Consider the following 20,321-nt stretch of genomic DNA (forward strand, 5'->3'; position numbering starts at 1 on the left):
GCGTGGGTGACGATCATCATAACGAGTTTTGCGAACCGTCCTTCCTTTGCTGACGAAGCGGCTTCGCAAAGCTGAGTTCGTGACCGTCCGGATCGGAGATGTGGAAATAGCGCTCGCCCCACGGTGCATCGGCGGGCTCGCTGGACGGCTTTAAACCGGCCGTCAGCGCCTTGCGGTACAACGCGTCGACGTCGGACACGTAGACGATCACGCGGCCCCACCAGGCGACCGGTGCGCGCGCGTCGACGATCAGGTTCAGAAACGAGCCGCCGAACGCGTACGAGGTAAACGCTTCCTGCGGACCGCCGAACTGACGCGCAAAACCAAGTGTTTCGTAAAACAGCACGGCGCGCGGCATGTCGCGGGTGGCGAGCGTGATCGCACTGAGCGATTCGATGCGCGGCTCGGCCGGCGCGTCCGAGGTGACTGAGGATGCCGGAGTGGCGGGCGAATTCATGATGGCTGGCTCCTTGGTATGGCGAACCGCTCGAGCGCCGCAGCGGCGGCGCCCACGCAGGTCATCATTGGGAAGTGTCTCATCTACAGCAGCAGCAAGCACCTCGCCAGCCCGGCCTGCGGCTCTTGAAAACCCCTGCGACGCCCTGCATCTGCGGTTCCGCTTATCCGGAGCATCGCCATGGGAAGCCGCCCACGCTTCATCGATGACCTGTCGCGCGCCGCATCCGACGCCCCCGGGCCCGATCTACTCACCGCCTCATCCGACGACGCGCTACTCGACGCCTATTCCCGCACCGTGATCGGCGCGCTCGAACGCGTCCAGCAGGCGGTCGCCTTCATTTCCGTCGAGCGCCGCCTGCCCGGCAGTCCGCCTGGCCGAGACGGCCGCGCGCGCGGCGGCACCGGCTCCGGCTTCCTGTTCACGCCCGACGGCTATCTGCTCACCAACAGCCACGTCGTGCATGGCGCCACGCACATTCAGGTGACGCTCGCCGACGGCGCGAAATTCGACGCCGATCTGGTCGGCGACGATCCCGGCAGCGATCTGGCCGTGCTGCGTATCGGCTCGCCCGAGCCGCTGCCGCATGTCGAACTCGGCGAATCGTCGAAGCTGCAGGTCGGGCAGATCGCGATCGCGGTCGGCAATCCGCTCGGCCTCGCGCAAACCGTCACGACCGGCGTGGTCTCGGCGCTCGGCCGTTCGCTGCGCTCGAATTCGGGCCGCATGATCTACGACGTGATCCAGACCGACGCCGCGTTGAATCCCGGCAATTCAGGCGGTCCGCTGATCAATTCGGCGGGTCAGGTGATCGGCGTGAATACCGCGATCATTCCGGGCGCACAGGCAATCTGTTTCGCCACCGCGATCGATACCGCGAAGTGGGTGATCATGCAGATCTTCGCGCATGGTCGCGTGCGGCGCGCATATATCGGCGTGGCCGGCACCACGACGCCGTTGTCGCGCCGCGTGCAGCGCTACTTCGGCTTGAGTTCGGAAAGCGGCGTACATGTGATGGAAATCGTCAAAGGCAGCCCGGCCGCGCTCGGCGGTTTGCGCACCGACGACACGATCATCGCGATCGATACGCTCGCGGTGCACGATGTTGACAGCCTGCAACGCACGCTCGATGCGTCGCGTATCGACACACCCGTCAACGTGACGGTGCTGCGCGGCACGCAACGGCTCGAACTGACGCTGACGCCGGTCGAGCAGACGAGTTGAGTACGGGCGTAAAAAAGCCTCGTGCGTGAGTCGCCTGACTCACGCACGAGGCTTTTTGCCGTGCTTCATCCGCGTGCGATGTATGCGGCGCGTCGAAACACGCGCCGCCCCGCATCACTCCAAACATCGCGGCTCAAACGAAAACGCTTACTGGATCACCCGCGTCACGCCCCGGCCACGCGGATCGGCTGCCGCTTCCGGCGTGTCGCCGTTGACCTTGATCGCCTGAATGTCGCCGCTGAAATCCTGCCCCTTCAGCGTGTAACCCTTGGCCTCGATCTGCTTCGCGAGCTCGCCGTCGATCGGCTTGTACGGCTCCCAGAAAATCGTGTTCGGCGGCAACAATTGATGATGGAAGCGCATTGCGCCGACCGCATCCGCCAACGGCATGTTGAAGTCGTAGATGTTGTTGATCACCTGGAAGATCGACGTGAAGATGCGCGAGCCGCCCGGCGTGCCGATCACCAGCGACACCTTGCCGTCCTTCGTGAGAATGGTCGGACTCATCGACGACAACGGACGCTTCTTCGGTTCGATTGCGTTCGCATCGCTGCCCACCACGCCGAACATGTTCGCGACGCCCGGCTTCGCGGAGAAGTCGTCCATCTCGTCGTTCAGCACGATGCCGGTGCGATCCGCCACCACGCCCGAGCCGAAATAGCCGTTGATCGTATAAGTGTTCGACACCGCGTTACCCCACTTGTCGATCACCGAGAAGTGCGTGGTCTCCGCCTTTTCCGGCATCGACGTGCCGAGTCCCGGCACCACGCTCTTCGTATCCGAAGGCGTATTCGGATTGACTTCGGCCGCGCGTTTGGCGATATACGCGTCGTCGGTCAGTTGTGCGATCGGCACCTTGTAGAAGTCCGGGTCGCCGAGATACTGCGCGCGATCGGCGAACACGCGTTTCTCGATTTCCGCGATCAGATGCACATATTGCGCGGAATTAAGCGTGACGTCCTTGAAGTCGGGCGCGATGTCGGCCTTCATCTTCAGCAATTGCACGAGACCGATACCGCCCGAGCTCGGCGGCGGTGCGGTAATCACGTGATAGCCGTTCCAGTCGGCCTGGATCGGATCGCGCCACACGGCTTTGTACTGTTGCAGATCGGCCTTCGTGATCAGACCGTGGCCGCGCATGGATGCCGCGATCAGGTCCGCCGTCTTGCCCTGATAGAAGTCTTTCGCGCCCTGATCCGAAATGCGTTGCAGCACTGCGGCGAGATCGGGCTGCTTGAAGTTCACGCCTTCCTTCAGGTTGCCGAAGTAGGTGTCGAAGTTGGTCTTGCCGTCGAAGTCTTTTGCCGCGTCGTCGCGGCGCTTCTGCAATTGCGCATCGACGATAAAGCCGTCACGCGCATAGTGGACCGCCGGCGCCAGCACCTGCTTCCACTTCAGCTTGCCGAAGCGGCGTTGCGCCTGCCACATTCCGTCGACGGTGCCCGGCACGCCGACCGCGCGATAGCCGAACAGACTCATCCCCTTGATGACCTCGCCCTTGTCGTCGAGATACATGTTGCGGGTCGCGGCGAGCGGCGCGCGCTCGCGATAGTCGAGGAAGTACGGCTTGCCGTCCACGTACAGCGTCATGAAACCGCCGCCGCCGATGTTGCCTGCTTCCGGATACGTCACGGCAAGCGTGAAGGCGATGGCGACCGCTGCGTCCACGGCATTGCCGCCTTCCTTGAAGATCTGCTCGGCCGCGTCGGCGCTGTATTTGTCGGCGACCGCGATGGCGGACGCGGACAGCACCGCGGGTTGAGCCTTCGCGGGCGGTTTGGCGAAAGCCGGAGTGGCTTCGAGAAAGCCGGTCGAGACCGATACGAGTGCGACGAGCGCGAGCCCGCTGACCGATGTTTTGGCGTTCGGAAACAACTTCATTGAACATCCTCCAAGACGATTTTTTTATCCGACGAGAACAACCGCGGTGTTGCGCTTATAACATGCACTCCTTTTATTTGCGAAGCCGTTGCACGCATGCGGAGCATGTTGCGGCACACCAATTCGCTGATATCCGGCAGCTCGAATACCGCACGCAACTGCTCCAAACCGCCGCCGGTATGTCGCGAATCATGCGTAGTGCCGCGCAGTGCAGTGCGTCACAAAAACCGCTTCACGCGCGGCCGCGGCTGCCTCGCGCGATCTCGTCGCCGGCGCCCTGCGGCAAGCGCGCGGTGACCGGAATCGACAGGAACGAGAACAGTCCGACCACGAGGAACGCGGGCCAGAAATCGGAGAACACGATGCTCGAATGACCTTGCACGTTATGCGAAATCTGCAGCACGATGCCCGCGATCGTCACGCCGAGGCCCAACGAGATCTGCTGGATCACGCTGGCCACGCTGGTTGCGCGCCCCACGTCGCGGCTCGGAATATCCGCGTACGCGAGCGTGTTCAGCGAGGTGAATTGCAGCGACGGGAAAAAGCCGCCGAACAGCACGACACACCAGATCAGCCAATGCGGCGTGCCCGGAAAGAACAGACCGTAGACAGCAATCGCGAGACCCGCGCAACCGGCGTTGAACATCAGCACCGTGCGGAATCCGAAACGGCCGAGAATGCGCGACGCTGCCGCCTTCATGAAGATCGATCCGAATGCCGACGCGCAGGTGATCGAGCCGGACTTGAACGCGGTCATCCCCAAGCCCTCCTGCAACGCGAGTGGCAGCAGAAAAGGCACCGCGCCGAGACCGATACGGAACAGCGAACCGCCGACCACGCTCGCATGAAAACTCGGAATACGCAGCAAGCGCAGATCGAGCACCGGCAACTCGACGCGATTCGCATAGAGCACGTAGACCACCAGCAGCACCACGCCGATCGCGCACATGCTGACCGACACCGCATTCGACACCAGTTCGCCGCCGACCAGCGAGAGCCCCAGCATGAACAGCGACGCGCCGCTCGCCGACAACACGAAGCCGGTCCAGTCGAGCCGGCCCGGATGCGCTTCGCGCACGTTCGCGATGTGTTTGTTCGCGAGCCAGATACCCAGCAGTCCGATCGGAATGTTGATGAAGAAGATCAGCCGCCAGTGCAGATACGTGGTGATGAAGCCGCCGAGCGGCGGCCCGACCACCGGACCCAGCAATGCGGGCACGGTCAGATAGTTGACCGCGCGAATGAAGTCCGACTTCGGCACCGAGCGGAAGATGATGATGCGCCCCACCGGCACCATCATCGCGCCGCCGATCCCCTGGACAAAGCGGGCAACCACGAACGTGCCGAGCGACGTGGAGGCCGCGCACATCAGCGAGCCCGCCATGAAAATGCCGATGGCCGTGCGGAACACGGTGCGCGAGCCGAAGCGGTCGGCAACCCAGCCGCAGATCGGAATGAACACGCCGAGGCCGATCACATACGACGTGACGGCAAGCTTGAGGGTGATGGGATCCTGGCCGAGATCGCGCGCCAGAACGGGCAGCGACGTCACGATGACTGTGCCGTCCACGTTTTCCATGAACATCGCGCACGCGACGATCAGCGGAACAATGAAAGCGCCTAAAGCGAGAGGCATTGGCATGGCGACGGTTGGGAATACCGTCGGCGTAAAGCGGCAATTATCGCATCGCAGCGGCAACAGATGTTGCGGCGTGCGGGGCTTTTTGCACAGTTATGCGATGTGCGTGTGCGTGCACGCGCGTTCGTGCGTCGGCGCGCGATGGTTGAGCGCGCAACGATGCGGATCGCACGACGGGAAACGGGAACAGAAAAGCGGGAGGCACAAAAGGGAAAGCCGGGCGTGAGCCCGGCTTTCCTTCAGCAATACAGCAAAACGTTTAACGCGACGCGCTGACGAGCGGTTGCAGTTGCGGCAGGATTTCGGTAGCGGCGCGCGCCACGTCGTTCGGGAAGTCGATTTCGATCCACGGCGCACCGGTCACGTCGGCGGTATCGAACACCTGGCTGCGCTCCAGCAGCAGGTCGCGCACCGCTTCTTCGTGCGGCATGTTGGCCCGGCCGCTGTCGACATAGCCCGCCACGATCTCCGCAAAACGCTGCGCGGTTTCCTGACGGAAGCGGAAGAAGCCGACCGATTCGCCGATGGTGTCGTACTCGAGATTCACCGCGAGTTGCTTACGCAGTTCGACCGGCACGCCGTCTTTCAGGCACAGTTTGACGGGCTCGTCGCCCGCTTCGAAATCACGGTCGATCAACAGACGGTTGACCGTTTCGCCCGCCACCAGCGCGTTCAGAATGCGCTCGTCGTAGAGCACGTCGGCGTCCATCAGCAGCACGTCGCCGCCACGCGTCAACGCGTCGGCCACCGTGTGCACCGTCAACACGCTGCCCAGATCGAAGCGCGTGTTGATCACCGTCTCCACCTTGTGCGGCCAGTTGATCCGTTCGAGCTCAGCTTGCACCGATTCCGGTTGAAAGCCCAGCGCCAGCACGACATCCGTCACGCCGGCCGTTTCGAGCATCTGCAGATGCCGTTCGAGCAGGCTCATGCCGTCGAACTGCAACAGACACTTCGGGAACTGTGCCTGCGGCGGTTGCTGGAGACGCAGGCCGAGGCCCGCTGCGAGGATGATGGCACGCATGCGCGGTCCTTTAAAAGAAACAGGTTAATCGGCAACCGACACGGGCGCGGTGGCGCGCCGCCGTTGCCAGCTTCGTTCGCTGAAGTGCAAAACCAGCAGACCCGGCAAGCCTAGCAGGATTTCGCGGGCGCGCTTGGCGAGCGACAGCGCCAGCGCCGCGTCCGGCGGCAATCCGACGAGCGGTGCGAGCAATAGATAACCGCCCTCCTGCACGCCGAGCGAACCCGGAATCATAAACGCCGCGCCGCGAATCGCCTGGCCGAGACTCTCGAGCAGCAGCGCGTCGACCCAGTCGACCGGATGACCGAGAAAGCGCAGCGCGAGCCACACCTCGACCGTGCCGACGATCCAGCCCAGCAGACTCAACAGGAAGCTCACCGCAACACGGCCGCGTTCGCGATACATCGCCTGCACGGCCGCATCGACGGCTTCCGCGCGGGTCATCAGCGACGACCAGTCGCGCTTGCCGAAAACCTTCGAGACCACGCCGAGCAGCTTGCCGAACAGGCCACGCCGCTGCGCATAGTAGAAACCGACGATCATCGCGCCCAGCACGCCGGTGGCGATGAAGGTCGCGGTTTGCAGATCCTGCAGCGCGCCGTGCGCCGCATACGCGCCGAACAGCAGCAGCCCGGTCAGCGCGAAGATGATTTGCGCGAGCGCCTGTGCGGTGGTGCTCACGGTGATCGCCGCGGCCGCATCGCGCATGCGCATGCCGCGCTGCGACAGTTGCCGCACCATCACGACCGGTCCACCGATCTGGCCGGCCGGCAACAGACTATTCACCGATTCGCCGATCCAGCGTGCAAACAGCGCGTCGCGCCACGACAGCGTGTGATATGCGCCGTCGCGCTTACGCTCGAACAGCACGGAGATCGCGCCCGCATCCAGCACGAGCGGCACGACGTGAAACGCTGCGACGATCACGAGCCCCCAGCCGGCCGCGAGCAGCGTCGAGGCGACCGAACCGAAACCCTGCCACGCGAGCAGGCCGACAAACAGCGCCGTCCCGATCGACAGCAGAATCAGGGCAGCGCGACTCATGCGTGGTCCTTGCCGCGCTTCGTCATCTGACGGAACACCTGGCGGAAACCGAAGTACGCGATCGCGTCTTTCATGTTCGAGATAAAGCGGCGCCACGGACGCATGTTCGGATCGGTCACGTATTCGAACGTGAGCGATACGCGCATTTCGTTCTCGCCGGCCGCGCTGATGCGATGGCGCAGCTTGTCGCCGTCGAAAAACACGAGGCCGCCCGGCGGGATCTGCACCGAACCCGGCTGATCGGGTACGTCCGGGTTGCGCGTATGGAGTTCGTAATCGAGCCGGCACGACGATTCGTCGATCACGCCGAGCAGCAGCGTGTAGCGGCGGCCGTCATAGTACGAAGTATCGTAGTGCCAGCCGATGTGATCGCCCGGCCGCGTGTAGTAATACAGCGCGTACGCATGCGGATCGTCGGCCGGCGACACCTGCAGCTTGTCGCCGCTCAGTTGTTCGAGCCAGCCGATCAGTTCCTTCGAGCGATACAACTCGGCGATGAACGGCGCGAGACGGTCGATCGTATGACGGCTCACGCTGCCACCCTGCTTGTGACCCGGCAAATAGTTGCGGTTCACTTCGTCGAGCAGCCCGCGGGCGCTCTGCACGAGTTGTGCGGTGACCTCGGGCGCGAGGAAATCTTCCATGTAGAGGAAGGCATCTTGCGACGCGAAATCCTTGCGCAGACGCGGCGTGTCGAACGCACGGGTGCGGCTTGCAACCGCCTGATCGGCGTTCGGCGCGACGCCCGAGCCGGAAGCCGTGCCGGACGCCGACGCGGCCGGCGAATGCGTGGTGGAAACGGGCGAGATCACGTCGTTATCGGCGTGTGTACTCATTCACTTGCCCACATTTGACTGGTTTCGGAAGTGCTGGCGGCAACCACTGGACGCGCGGCGCGGCGCGCGGCGCGGCGCGCGGCGCGCCAGTAATCGACCACGACCCAGAGGGCGAACAGCGGCGCGCCGATCGACGCGACCACCACGAACGGCAGCACGACGCCGGTCAGCGTGACAATAGGTAGCAGGTACAGCACGTCTTCGGTTTCGAAGCCGCCGACCGACGCCTGCTTCGTACCCGCTTTGCCCGCCATCTCTTCGATGCGCATGCGCAGGAAGAAAATCAGCGCGACCGCGATGCCGGCCAGCGCGCCGAGCCAACCCGGCGCGACCGTGAGTTCGCCCAGGTGTGCCGTGCCGGCGCCCATTCCCATGCCGATGAACAACATCACGGTCACGAGTGCATCGCACGCGAGATCGTAAAAATGACCGATACGACTCGACTTGCCGCCGATACGCGCGAGTTCGCCGTCCGTGTGGTCGACGAAATTGGATAGCACGATCAGAAAAGCGCCGGCGTTGACCCACGCGAATCCGCCGTGAGCCAGACACAAAGCGCCTGCGAGCCCGATCAACAGACGCAGGGTGGTCAGGTGATTCGGTGACACCCACGTGTTGACAAGCGGAGTAACGAGTCGGCGGGCGAGCCGCGCGTCCCATGTTCTGGGCGGCGGAACGTTGATTGGAGTTTGCGGTCGCGAATTCATAACCCGGAAATATATACGGGATCGAAAAATATTGCTTTCTTCCTGTACGTTTCCGTCACGCTCGATACTCACTTTTCCGTAGAAGCAGCGAAGCAAGATTTGCCGAATCAGGATAAAGTACAAAGCCAGTTGCGCCTGCCACGCCGGGCTCGCTTTGCCGCGCAACGGCTTTCCCGCCCGCGTCTCGCGCCGCCTGCCGTTGCGAACACACTACAGCGATCGGATACCGGTCGCCGTTCATGCATATGAAACGCTTCTTTTCGTTGGATTTTTCGTTGGTATTGGCCGGCCTTGTCTTCATGGGCTTACCGCTCTCCAGCCACGCTGTTTCGCTCGACGCGCCGCTCGTCTGCAATCAGAGTGGCCATCAGTTCATTGCCGACCTCGTGCAGCAACAGTTGATCGACCCCAAACCGATGCGGGTCGAAAGCAATTCGGTCAACGCTTTTTCGCCGACCCAGGGCGCCGGGTTGACCGCTTACGGCTTCCACGTGTTCGCGGTGGTCGGCTATGAGAAGGACGACCCGATGTTTCGCGTCGGCGACGGCGAACCGGTCGCCAGTTCGGCCTACGGGGTGGTGGTGTTCGGCGGCGAGACCAAAGTGCGCAACGCGATCGTAGACGCCGGCAGCACGGCGATCGTGCATCGCGTGGCGCCGCTCGTCACGGCGATTTTCTGCAAACGGAGTTGAGCGCCGGTTGCCGGCGCGGCGGCAGCTAGCCTATGCGCCGGCCCATCCCCGCGACGCCCCCCGCCTACAACTTTATCGCCGCCGGGTCCGCCGTCAGATATCCGACCGAAGCGCCGAAGCGGTCCTTATAGTTCGCCCGCAGCAACGGCTCGACCGTCGGTTTGATCTTGTCGTGCAACGGTGTTTCCCAATCGCCTGCGTGCTGGAAGTTGCTCATCACGTAAGTCCAGCCGTTGATTTCGTCGACCGCGTGCAAGCCGGTCGATTCCGCCCCCGCCGGACAGGACAACACGCGCGCGAGCGTTTTCGTGTCGACGTTGTACGCCCACAGGAAGTTGTTCACGTGGTATCCGCTGTCCTCGCCGATAAAGAGCGTGCGCAGTTTCTCCGAGAACTTGAGATTGTCCGGACTTGCGATGCGATCCGGGTTCGCAAAGTTGCCGAGCGCGTCCTGAGCCGGCAGATCTTCGCCCACCAGCGCCGCGGGCGCGGCCATGTCCACCGGCACCCATTCGCTGTCGATGGCCGCGCCGTTACGGTCCCGCTGGCCACCCTTCATGTTCAGCGCGTAGACCGCGCCGGCGTTGATCGCGCGATCGAGCGCGACATCGCTGGACGCCGCATTGCCGCGCACCATCGACGACGTGATCCGCGACATCGCCGAATACAGCACCTTGTCCTTGATGTTGACGGTCGTGCCTTCGAGCTTCGTGAACCCCATGCTGCCGCCCGCCAGCGCCGCATACCGATGGGTTTCGAGGAAGGTCGCCGCCTTCGTCATGCCGGGCTTGATGCGGATCCAGTTGAACGTGCCGTTGTAGTTGATCTTCGTGAAGGACGCATCGGCGGGGTCCCGGGTGACGACGTCCATGATGTCGGCAGCTTGCAGCGTGTTGGCGAGCGCCTCGATTTCGTCGCTGGTCGCATGGCCCAGATTGATCCATGACAGCGTCGCCGCGCCCGCGCCGCTCGACGACACTTGCGTCCATTTTGCGACGTACAGCGTGCCCGCCGACAGATCGGCCTCGCGATCGGCGATGAACATGAACAGGCCACCGTTGGTCGCGTCGTCGCCCATCAGCACAGTGCGCTTGTCCGGCATCACCTGAATCAGTTCGTGCGAGATACGGCCGAGGCAGTAGTGTTTTTTGATCGTGCCGGTGCCGTCCGGATTCACGGTCACTTCCGGCAGATGCCCATAGTGATACGGATTCGCGCTGGTTTCGTTGCCGAACAGACTGCGGCTGAAGCCCTTGAACTGGTTGTTGGTGGCGATCGTCACCGCGTCTGGTTCGTACTCCTCGCTCGACAGATGCGTATTCCACGGCGACAGACTCGCGCCGCAGGTGATCCACAAGCCGTGCGCCTTCGACGTATCGACGTTGTGATACCCCGCCAGCGTGAGCTTGCCGGTGGCCGGGTCCTGATCGAGCGTCAGCACCGCGATCGGCGAAGGCAACTCGCCGTACTTCGACACGAGACTCTGATCGCGCGTCGTGTATTCGAACTGGACGACGGCGAACACGGCATTGCCCTTGAGGCCCTTCACGGTGGGCTTGTCGAGGCGGATCAGCGAACTGCCGTCCGGACAATCCGAAAAGAACTGGCGCTCCTTGCCCGCAACCGACTTGTCGACGATCGGCTGATTATTGATGTCGAAGTAACCGCCGGCCAGGATCGTTCCGCCCTGGACGTTCGGCACCGTGTCGCCGGTGACGAAGAACGGGTGGTAGGCGAGCTTGAATGCGCGACTGCTGCCGTCGCTCAATTGCACCGTCAACGTCGAGCCGACCGTGGTTGTCGCCATCGCGGCCGGGTCGGCCAGTGTCGGCGCGGCCATTCCGCTGAACGCGGCGGAGACGAAATTCGCCACGGGTTTGGCCGGCGTCGCGAGATCGTCGCTGCCGCCGCAAGCGGTCAGCATCGACGCAGTGGCGAGGCCGCCGAGCGGCAACATCGGCGCACCGACGATGAGTTTCAGGGCCTTGCGGCGGGAAAGGTCGAACGGCTCTGCCATGTTGTCGTGATCCAGGGTTTGGGTAGCGTGGGTTGATTGCACAGCCGGCACGCACTCAGACCCAGAACCGCATGGCTCACGCTCGCGCCGCTATGACGCGAGGATTCTATGAAGTGAATGTGAAAGTATATTGACAGTATTTGGTAATGTCACAGGAAGGCTTTTGTCGGATTGAATTGCGTGCGGTCTTCAGCGGCCACACCGCGACAGGAGCCTGTTCATTACCTGTGCGCCCGCTCCGTTCCAATCCGTTCCGCTCAGCCCGGCCGGCGAAACCCGTTCTCGACCCACGCCGAGGCGCTCGCCTTGCTGAGCTTGAAATTCGGCGCGACCTGCACCTGGGCGAGCTGTTCGCCAAAGGTATCGAGCGCGGTGAGAAGCGCGTACGGTTCGTCTTCGTCGGGCACGATGTCGAGCGTGATGTCGAGTTCGTTGTTGCCGTCCGCGCTCGCCACCCGCACCTCCTTGTGCAACTGCGCGCGCAGTTGCTGCTCGTGACGGCGCAGCACCTCAGAGGCGGTTTTCACCAGCGTGTTGAACGCGGAGGTATCGAGCGGCTTCGGATCTTTCTTGTTGCGGCCCATGGTCCACGGGCCGACCAGTGCCGGCTCCGCTTCGCCGTCTTTGATCATTGCGACTGCCCAGCCTTCGTCGTCTTCGTTCTTGATAACGCGTGCGGTCCAGCCGTCGTCGCGCCACAGACGCGCTTCGTGCGTGGTTTCCGCCTGGGTGTCTTCGATAGCGGACGCACCTTCCGTCGTGATATCAGCAGCGGCGTCGGACGAGGGAAGGGAGGGTTCGGTCATTACAGGTTCACTCACGGTCAGGGCAAAAAAACATATCGGGCACGTGATTCTACCCGCCCCGCTCGCGCCCTATCCGGCCCTCTAACCATTGGACAAGTCCCAGCGAACTCCCATCAACTGAAATAATGTATTGCGCTATTTGATTGGGAACTGAAATCGTTTTTATAAAAAATAAAAAAAAACGCGGCTCGAAAGCCGCGTATGAAAGATGAAAAAGACCCTTGGTCAGGGCAATGCCAATTATAAATCCGCAATTCATATTAAAGTACGCCGGGATCTGGAAGATAGAATTGCAGAAAATCTCATGAATACCGCAACCTGAACGCAAGCTAACAAAGCCTTACTGCACAAGGCTCTCCAGGTTGTCGCGGACAGACAACAGCACAATGATTGACACATCGCCTATCAATCGTTGGCTAATCCTATTTTTTCTTTATTTACTCACACTTAGCAGATCCCAATTCGCCGTTACGAATTCGAAAATGCATTGTTGTGCCATACGAACTTAAAGATATAAATGGCAGGCATACACTGCGCAGCGGATCGTCAGTTCGCCACGGCATCCGCGGCAATCACTGTAATTCGATTCTCCATGCAATGTCCCGGAGTTACCTGAACATGAAAAAAATCCTTATCGCAGCCGGTCTGCTGGGCGCATTCGCGCTCAGCGCTCACGCACAAAGCAGCGTCACGTTGTACGGTACGCTGGACGCCGGCCTCGTCTACTCGAACAACCAGGGTGGCCATAGCAACTGGCAGCAAGGCAGCGGCTCGGTGTCGAACACGTACTTCGGGCTGCGCGGCAGCGAAGACCTGGGCGGCGGTCTGCACGCAATCTTCACGTTGGAAAACGGCTTCAACCTGAACAACGGCCAGGACACGGAAAGCAGCACGATGTTCAACCGTCAGGCTTTCGTCGGTTTGAAGAGCGATCAATACGGTACGCTGACGCTCGGCCGTCAGTACGATTCCGTGGTCGACTACCTCGCGCCGCTGTCCGAAGCGGGCGCGGGCTACGGCAACAATCTCGCCGCTCACCCGTTCGACAACGACAACCTCGACAACTCGTTCTCGATCAAGAATGCCGTGAAGTACACGAGCGCGAATTACGCCGGCCTGAAATTCGGCGGCCTGTACGGCTTCAGCAACTCCGCCGGCCAGTTTTCGAACAACCGCGCGTGGAGCGCCGGCGCATCGTACGACAACGGTCCGCTGAGCGTGGCCGCTGCTTACCTGCAACTGAACAACTCCGGCAGCTCGAATCTGGGCGGCGCCGTGTCGCAAGGCGACGGCACCGCGGCCGTCGCCGCGAACCTGCAACGCACGTTCGGCGCGGGTATCAACTATACGTACGGACCGGCAACGGCCGGCTTCGTGTACACGCATACGCAACTCGACGGCATCACCGGCGTCGACGTCGGCGGCGCGACTTTGCCGGGCGTGGCGGGCACGAACCTGCATCTCGACAACTACGAGCTGAACGGCAAATACGCGCTGACGCCGGCAGTGAGTCTGGCGGCTTCGTACACGTTTACCGACGGCAAGATGTCGGGCTCGAACGGCTCGGGCGATCCGAAATGGCACACGGTATCGCTGCAAGGCGACTACTCGCTGAGCAAGCGCACCGACGTTTACGTCGAAGGCGTGTATCAACACGCGTCGGGCGAACTCGGCAACTTCGGTTCCAACGTGGCGGCGATCAACACGCTCGCGCCGTCGTCGACGGGCAACCAGCTCGCGGCGGCAGTCGGCCTGCGCCACCGCTTCTAGGCTTTTTCCTGCAGACGCGGGCCGCGTCTACCGATGCGGCCCGCCGCCGAACCCGCGCGTGACACGATCACGTCGCGGGTTTTTTATTGCTACGAGCTTTCGTCATACCGCAAGGTAGTGACGGCGCGCGCGAGCGGTAGGTATACTGGGTCGCCCGCCTTCCTCGCCGCGACTTCGCTGCGGCTGAACGGCGGTTTCGTCGCGAAGCATTGCGTGATATCGAATCACGTTGCGCTTCGCCCGCGCCCCAAGTTCCCGCGTATGACCGGGGACGCCGACGACCAGACCATGAAAAGACTTCTGCTGCTTGCTCCCCTCACCGCTGTTCTCGCCGCGTGCGGTTCGTCCAGCGGACCTGCCCGCGACGCCTCCCAACCGATGATGTATGTGTCGTCGACACGCACGCCTGCTTCCATCGCGACCTGCCTGCAAGACAGGCTGTCGCGCGTGCGTACGTCGAGCGTCGGCGCCGCGACCGAACTCGCTGTCGGCTCCGATTCGAACAACTCGTATTTCGTCACGCTCACGCCGTATAACACCGGCTCGGTGATCAAGGTGATGCACCCCGCGAATGCGCCGGACGATCCACCGGAACCGGAAATGCGCTTCGACATTGCACGCTGCGCGACCTGAGTTTCAATCACACTGTCGGGTTGTCGAAGGCTACGCCGATACGCGATTTTTATCTCGCGCATCGGCTATTTTTTTATGCGCGCATCTGCGAACATAGCCGCCCTTTGTCTTTCCAGCGGCGCGCAGTGTCGCGAGTTTCGATGGCATCCAGCAAAGCACATCACGCGACCGGTTTTGCCGCCGGCGCCATCGCCGCGGCGGTGGTCGCACGCATCGGCGGCGGCGGTGCATTTCATCTCGGCGTGCTGCTGAGTTTCATCGCCGGCGTGGCGGGCAGCACGGCGCCCGATTGGCTTTTAGGTGTTTTGGATTTGTCTGTCGATCGATTATCTATCTCTGTGGATCGGAAGGGGTGCGGGGGAGGCTCAGGTGCCAGCCTGTGGATAACTCGAGCGACGACGTCGCTCACTGCTGACCGCGCCCCAGACCGAGGACGAAGCGCTCGCCCCAGTCCACACCATCGATCTCGATGACATCGGCCACAAGACGCTAATGAAGAAGACTATTACCCCGACTGCGCACGAGCGACTGATGCGGGACCTGCTGCAGGAGCTTGCCCCCTCCTGCAGGAATTCACCGACCTACGCCGGGGAGCTCCAGATACCGCAAACGACATCACGACGTCCGCCCTGCTGATCCGGGGCTACGTCGCCTTCTGCATCGAGTAGCGCGTCAATCGATTTAGCACCTCCCATCGCTGGCAATTCTGCAAATAATCGTCAGCAACCCAGTAGCGACCGTAAGGGCGATCACCAGAAGCGCCATGTCTACCTGCCGCGGGCGATGCACCACTTATCCAGCGCAAAGATCACGTTCAGTCGCGCCTGGAAGTCTGAGCCCCACTTTTCCCTGCTAAGGGGCCAAGGATGAGGGTGCCCGACCAATGGAACACGGCATTTTGCGCCGCTGCTCGTCGGTGCCTCGGTAGACATACAAGGACAGCTCGCCACGCGCGGCAAGGTCTTTGATTTCGGTCACGCTAGTCAGAGGCATGGATTCCCTTTCCTGATCGCCTTCACAAAACAGAAAAACCTTGCGAAGGGATGCAGATTGCGGGTCCCCTTGCGCGCCTCGGTAGTCCCGGATTTCCGGTTCATACTTGTCGAGAAGCTCGAAATTCACTTGTGACTGGTCCGTATATGTTGTTTTGTGTATGGCAGTGATGCGTTATGCATCGAGACGTGGAAATCCGACTCTCGCAGACGTCGACCGGCGTCGACAAATGACTGTCTCGGGCGCGCAGTATTGAAGTAGATACGAAAACCGGTGCAGAAAACGTGGTATACATCTGGTCTGCATTCCAGTTTGCCTTTCTCTTGATACAGTCTGTCGGTGCGTGACTATCCGCTCTCCACGGGTATTGCCTGCTGACCTTTCGTTTGTACGTCGGTGTCGGGCAGCACGCAAGTCTCCAAACAATCGACCGAAGCTATTTTAAGTAGAAGAGTCGCAATATGGCGGGGCCCTTTTTCAAAGTAGTGGTCAGTGACCTGGCGAGGAAGCCCGGGCTCATGGGCATCTGCGCCGGATTCGAGCTCGGCGAGTGGCGGGCCGACCAGCTGTCAAAGTTGCTTTTCCAGTCTCTTCCAGATTTCTGCCTACGATATTCGGAGTATCAAAGCATCGATGCCGAAAATGCCGCCGAGAGATTAGGCGAGGCCGCGCGGAAGGTGTACCAGACCGATGCGTACCGGAACCGCGGGGAATTTGGCGAGCTAATACTGCATGTTGCGCTCAAGAAAATCTTCAATTCCGTACCCGCGATATCGAAAATCTTCTTTAAAGATTCAAGCAATCATGCGGTCAAGGGCTTTGACGCTGTTCATGTTCTTCCGACGCAAACTGGTCTGGAATTGTGGCTCGGCGAGGTGAAGTTCTATCAGGACATTGCGAAAGCCATTACCGACGTATGCAAGGAGCTAGACGCGCATTTCGAGCGCGAGTATCTAAGGGAGGAGTTCCTTCTCATCCGCGGCAAGATTGATGAGGCGTGGCCGCACGCGGGAAAGTTGCACAAGCTTCTTGACGAGAGCACGTCCTTGGATGAGGTGTTCGATGTCGTCGTCGTCCCAGTCTTGCTGACATACAACAGCCCAACGACTGCGCTTCACGACCGAAGCACTGAGGCGTATCTCAGCGCGCTGACGACCGAACTTGAAAAGCACTACGCTTCATTCACATCGAAGAACAACCTGACGCACGTTGAGGTGCGCCTGATACTCTTCCCCATGCGTGAGAAGAAGCTGCTCATCGACGCACTCCATAAGCGGCTGGAGAACTATAGATGCCTCTGAGCTTTCACGAAATTCGCGCGCGAATATCCGGTGCCGCCGCGGCCGGCGTATTGGACTCTTTTGCGCTGCTGCGGGACGTATCCAGCTATTTGAACGTGACAAAGGGCACCAGCGATGAGCATCTGGGCCAAGAACTTGTCATCCGACTCCTGGACGTCAGGCATATCTTCGAAGACCACGCGGCCATCTTGGATTCGTTCGTCCGCGAATCAGGACTTTTTCCGTATTTGCAGCCGAACCGACTTGGTATCGCCGACGTACTCGCGTACGAGATGCATCGTCCGACCGCAAACTCGGAAACGGTGTTTCACCGGGCACAAGCTCAGGTGTTCGACCACCTTATGTCGGGCAAAAGCGTCGTATTGAGCGCGCCGACGAGCTTTGGCAAAAGTCTAATCATCGACGCCGTGGTGAACTCCGGCCGTTATCGTAACATCGTCATCGTTGTCCCGACCCTTGCGCTACTCGATGAAACTCGACGTCGGCTTACGGTTCACGGCGACCGGTACAAGATAATCACTCATTCAGCGCAAATCCCTGGCGAACGCAACATCTTCGTCCACACTCAGGAGAGAGCGGTCGAAAACAAGCACATCGAGCACACCGATTTCTTCGTCATCGATGAGTTTTATAAGCTGAATCCTGGCGAAGATGACGGCCGCGCGCAGATGCTCAACTTGGCGTTCCACAAGCTCGCCAAGCAAGCACGCCGGTTCTACATGCTTGGCCCGAACATCCAGAATATCCCGGACAGCTTCATCGAGAAGTACCAATGTCGCTTTATCCGAACTGACTTCAACACCGTTGCCTCGGAGATTCACCGCTTCGACGTGCATGACGACGTAGCTCACGCTGTGAACCTATGCATGCAACTGAAAGAGCCGACGTTGATTTACGTTCGGTCTCCGGCACGCGCACAGTCGATAGCAATCCAGCTGGCCAACGCGCTGGGGAACAATGGCACCGAGTCGGCGAAGGAGACGGCCGCTTGGGTTAGACAGCGTTATCACCAAGACTGGTCTTTCGCCAAGGCATGCGATGCTGGAGTAGGCGTCCATCACGGCAGGCTGCCACGCTCACTGACTCAACTCGTCGTACGTCGCTTCACGAAGGCGCGCTCCGTTACCTCGTTTGCACCTCGACTTTGATTGAGGGGGTCAATACGCGCGCGAAGCACGTCATCGTGCTCGACAATAAAATAGCCAGCAAGAAGTTCGACTACTTCACATTCGCCAACATCAAGGGCCGCTCCGGACGGATGCTCAAGCATTTCATCGGGCATGTCTATCTGTACCACGAGCCGCCTCAACCCGAATTGCCGTTGGTCGACATCCCGGTGGTGACCCAATCAGATGAAGCTAGCGATGCGTTGCTGATTCAGCTTGAGCCTACCGAACTCAGCGCGTCGTCTTCGGGGCGCGTCAAACGATACTTCGACGACCCGCTGCTGAGTCTCGATGTTTTGCGGGAAAACGCAGGGATTGACCCCGCCGCTCAACTTGATGTGGCGCAAGCAATCGTCAATGACTTGCAGAACGCTCACGCGATGATGTCGTGGCGAGGTTTTCCTACGTACGAACAGCTCGCATACCCTTGCGAGTTGCTTTGGAAACACTTCACTGGTGGCCGCCTGCGGTCGGGAGCGCATACCGCCAGGCAGTTGGCCTTCCTGCTCATGCGCGTGCTTCAAGTCCCAAGATTCAGCGATGCAATAGCGCTCTTCCATCGCGACGGGCGACACATCGACGAAGCCATCGAAACGCTGCTCGACTTTCAGCGTCAGTGGGCGGAGTTTCGAGCGCCAAATCTGCTGTCGGCTGTCGACCGGATTCAACGCCATGTATTTGAAAAATACGGGCTGTCAGCCGGCAACTATGAAGCATTCATTGGCCAAGTTGAAAACTTAGGCCGTTCGCCCATCGTAAACGCGTTGGACGAGTATGGTCTTCCGACGCAAATCGGGCAGATTGTTTGGGAAGGTTTGGGACGCCCAGACACCCTGGACGGAATGCTGGACGCGATGCGGCAGCGACACCTCTATTTCGTGGGTCTCAGCCAGTTCGAAAACCGACTTGTCCAGGATGTTCGAATCAGCCTGATGCCGCGTGCCCCTCTTGGCGCCCCATTCGTTTAACCATTCGAGTCGACCCATGCGAAGGCCCATGCGAGTCCGGCATCCTTCGCCTCCTCTTCGGTATCAAAGACTCCGAGAACACCAGAGGCCTCTACGAATTTCCGTTCTTGGGTAATCGTACCGCTCGGGCGCAAGAACCTCCTCTTGCTGCTCAATGGCATGGCCCCACAGCACGTAACCTTTATAGGTAGCCCGCTGCATCGTTTCCGTGTTCCTATGCGCTTCGACCAGTCAGGCGCCAAACATGGTCGAAACGAATCGTGTTGCCTCTTCGCGGCTCACGTGTTCGTACGGCGCGACATGGTGAGCGTACAAAAATTGTGTGCCTTCTCGGTCGGTCAGCTTTACCGTGAGACGGAACAGCGAGCCAGCCGGATACTGTCGCCGCATGGACCGACTGCATTCGACCTTGAGCCTCGTGCGAAGTAAAAGTGTCACTGCCACTGTCCGGAGACTTCTTTTCTGCGAGTCTCCCAGGCGACTGTCTACGGCAAAGCTGAAGCAACCGGTCTTGCAACAGCCTCTCTCCGGTCAGATCCAGTTGAGACTCCCAAGATATCTAACTGACGCGAAAGACATTCGCCACGAAGACTGAAGCGCTCCCGAATCGTTTCCATTGAGGCGTGGCGTACCGCGTCCATCGTGGCGCCGCTTTCGCACACGTGCGCTATCGACTCGACGAGTTCCGCTTGCGAAAAGAAGTCGACCAGCAATCCATTGTGACCATTCTCAATGACTTCCTGCACGGGCGCAGTTTTCGAGCCAACCACTATCGCACCTGCGGCCATTGCTTCGAGCATCGACCATGACAGCACAAACGGGTAGGTCAGATAGACATGGGCGGTCGAAAGCTGCAGCACTCTCAGATAATCCGCATATGGTAGCCGCCCCAGAAAGTGAACCCGCGACATGTCGACTCGCGTACCAACTTCTGCGAGGTATTTCTCCCTGTACGTGCCTGTGTCTGACGGCCTGCCGTACGAAACGTCATCGCCACCGACGATCAGTACATGGGCACACGGTAGTCGTCGTTGAATCTCCGGCAACGCTCGCATGAAGATATGGAACCCCCGGTACGGCTCGAGATTCCGGCTTACATACGTAATGACCTGGTCACCCCTGGTGAGGATCAGCGACTTCTGCGCCAGATGCACGCGCGCGAT

General features: G+C 60.7%; 17 protein-coding genes and 2 pseudogenes. 8 read left to right on the forward strand and 11 right to left on the reverse strand.

What is annotated here, in order from left to right; all coding sequences use genetic code 11:
- Positions 1–16: 16 nt before the first annotated feature.
- Positions 17–457, reverse strand: coding sequence for a VOC family protein (locus tag PQQ51_RS09595; protein WP_408496534.1), 441 nt, complete (start codon positions 455–457; stop codon positions 17–19).
- A gap of 180 nt (positions 458–637) precedes the next feature.
- Between PQQ51_RS09595 and PQQ51_RS09600 the strand changes: the two genes are divergently transcribed.
- Positions 638–1,681, forward strand: coding sequence for a S1C family serine protease (locus tag PQQ51_RS09600; protein WP_408496535.1), 1,044 nt, complete (start codon positions 638–640; stop codon positions 1,679–1,681).
- Positions 1,682–1,828: 147 nt separating this feature from the next.
- Here the strand turns inward: PQQ51_RS09600 and ggt are convergent, their stop codons facing one another.
- From ggt to PQQ51_RS09630, 6 genes are all read right to left on the reverse strand, one after another.
- A complete protein-coding gene (gene ggt, locus PQQ51_RS09605; protein ID WP_408496536.1) occupies positions 1,829–3,562 on the reverse strand; it encodes a gamma-glutamyltransferase in 1,734 nt (577 codons plus the stop codon).
- A gap of 232 nt (positions 3,563–3,794) precedes the next feature.
- Positions 3,795–5,198 (reverse strand): MFS transporter, encoded by a 1,404-nt coding sequence (locus PQQ51_RS09610; RefSeq protein WP_408496537.1) that lies wholly within the window; start codon positions 5,196–5,198, stop codon positions 3,795–3,797.
- A gap of 262 nt (positions 5,199–5,460) precedes the next feature.
- Complete coding sequence (locus PQQ51_RS09615) at positions 5,461–6,225, reverse strand: phosphocholine cytidylyltransferase family protein (RefSeq protein WP_408496538.1); 765 nt, start codon at positions 6,223–6,225, stop codon at positions 5,461–5,463.
- Positions 6,226–6,249: 24 nt separating this feature from the next.
- The gene (locus PQQ51_RS09620; RefSeq protein ID WP_408496539.1) at positions 6,250–7,269 is read right to left on the reverse strand and encodes a flippase-like domain-containing protein; all 1,020 of its coding nucleotides are present in this window, start codon (positions 7,267–7,269) and stop codon (positions 6,250–6,252) included.
- A complete protein-coding gene (locus PQQ51_RS09625) occupies positions 7,266–8,105 on the reverse strand; it encodes a HalD/BesD family halogenase (RefSeq protein WP_408496540.1) in 840 nt (279 codons plus the stop codon). The genes PQQ51_RS09620 and PQQ51_RS09625 overlap by 4 nt, the downstream gene beginning before the upstream one ends.
- Positions 8,102–8,812 (reverse strand): CDP-alcohol phosphatidyltransferase family protein, encoded by a 711-nt coding sequence (locus PQQ51_RS09630; protein ID WP_408496554.1) that lies wholly within the window; start codon positions 8,810–8,812, stop codon positions 8,102–8,104. Before PQQ51_RS09630 ends, PQQ51_RS09625 begins: the two co-directional genes overlap by 4 nt.
- A gap of 245 nt (positions 8,813–9,057) precedes the next feature.
- Between PQQ51_RS09630 and PQQ51_RS09635 the strand changes: the two genes are divergently transcribed.
- On the forward strand, positions 9,058–9,504 hold the full coding sequence (locus PQQ51_RS09635; RefSeq protein ID WP_408496555.1) for a hypothetical protein: 447 nt from the start codon (positions 9,058–9,060) through the stop codon (positions 9,502–9,504).
- 64 nt (positions 9,505–9,568) lie between these two features.
- Here PQQ51_RS09635 and PQQ51_RS09640 read toward each other — a convergent pair whose 3' ends face one another.
- On the reverse strand, positions 9,569–11,521 hold the full coding sequence (locus tag PQQ51_RS09640; protein WP_408496541.1) for a PhoX family protein: 1,953 nt from the start codon (positions 11,519–11,521) through the stop codon (positions 9,569–9,571).
- 257 nt (positions 11,522–11,778) lie between these two features.
- A complete protein-coding gene (locus PQQ51_RS09645; protein WP_408496542.1) occupies positions 11,779–12,327 on the reverse strand; it encodes a hypothetical protein in 549 nt (182 codons plus the stop codon).
- 618 nt (positions 12,328–12,945) lie between these two features.
- On the opposite strand from PQQ51_RS09645, the gene PQQ51_RS09650 reads away from it, so the two are divergent.
- The 6 genes and pseudogenes from PQQ51_RS09650 to PQQ51_RS09675 all read left to right on the forward strand — a co-directional run bounded on the left by PQQ51_RS09650 (position 12,946) and on the right by PQQ51_RS09675 (position 19,158).
- Complete coding sequence (locus PQQ51_RS09650; RefSeq protein ID WP_408496543.1) at positions 12,946–14,097, forward strand: porin; 1,152 nt, start codon at positions 12,946–12,948, stop codon at positions 14,095–14,097.
- A gap of 288 nt (positions 14,098–14,385) precedes the next feature.
- A complete protein-coding gene (locus tag PQQ51_RS09655; RefSeq protein WP_408496544.1) occupies positions 14,386–14,730 on the forward strand; it encodes a sugar ABC transporter ATPase in 345 nt (114 codons plus the stop codon).
- A gap of 140 nt (positions 14,731–14,870) precedes the next feature.
- A pseudogene (locus tag PQQ51_RS09660) lies at positions 14,871–15,026 on the forward strand (metal-dependent hydrolase); the annotation flags it as partial.
- Between the two features lie 1,158 nt (positions 15,027–16,184).
- The gene (locus PQQ51_RS09665) at positions 16,185–17,024 is read left to right on the forward strand and encodes a HamA C-terminal domain-containing protein (protein ID WP_408496545.1); all 840 of its coding nucleotides are present in this window, start codon (positions 16,185–16,187) and stop codon (positions 17,022–17,024) included.
- Entirely contained in the window at positions 17,015–18,172 is a 1,158-nt protein-coding gene (locus tag PQQ51_RS09670; RefSeq protein WP_408496546.1) for a DEAD/DEAH box helicase, read from the forward strand. The genes PQQ51_RS09665 and PQQ51_RS09670 overlap by 10 nt, the downstream gene beginning before the upstream one ends.
- Positions 18,173–18,207: 35 nt before the next feature.
- Positions 18,208–19,158, forward strand: coding sequence for a hypothetical protein (locus PQQ51_RS09675; RefSeq protein ID WP_408496547.1), 951 nt, complete (start codon positions 18,208–18,210; stop codon positions 19,156–19,158).
- On the opposite strand, the pseudogene PQQ51_RS09680 reads toward PQQ51_RS09675, so the two are convergent.
- Positions 19,155–19,359 (reverse strand): annotated as a pseudogene (locus tag PQQ51_RS09680) (hypothetical protein). The gene PQQ51_RS09675 and the pseudogene PQQ51_RS09680 overlap by 4 nt on opposite strands.
- Positions 19,360–19,643: 284 nt before the next feature.
- On the reverse strand, positions 19,644–20,321 hold a 678-nt coding region (locus PQQ51_RS09685), incomplete at its 5' end, for a glycosyltransferase (RefSeq protein WP_408496548.1).

This window comes from Paraburkholderia xenovorans, from assembly GCF_046030735.1.
In the GTDB taxonomy this organism is placed as follows: Bacteria; Pseudomonadota; Gammaproteobacteria; order Burkholderiales; family Burkholderiaceae; genus Paraburkholderia; species Paraburkholderia xenovorans_A.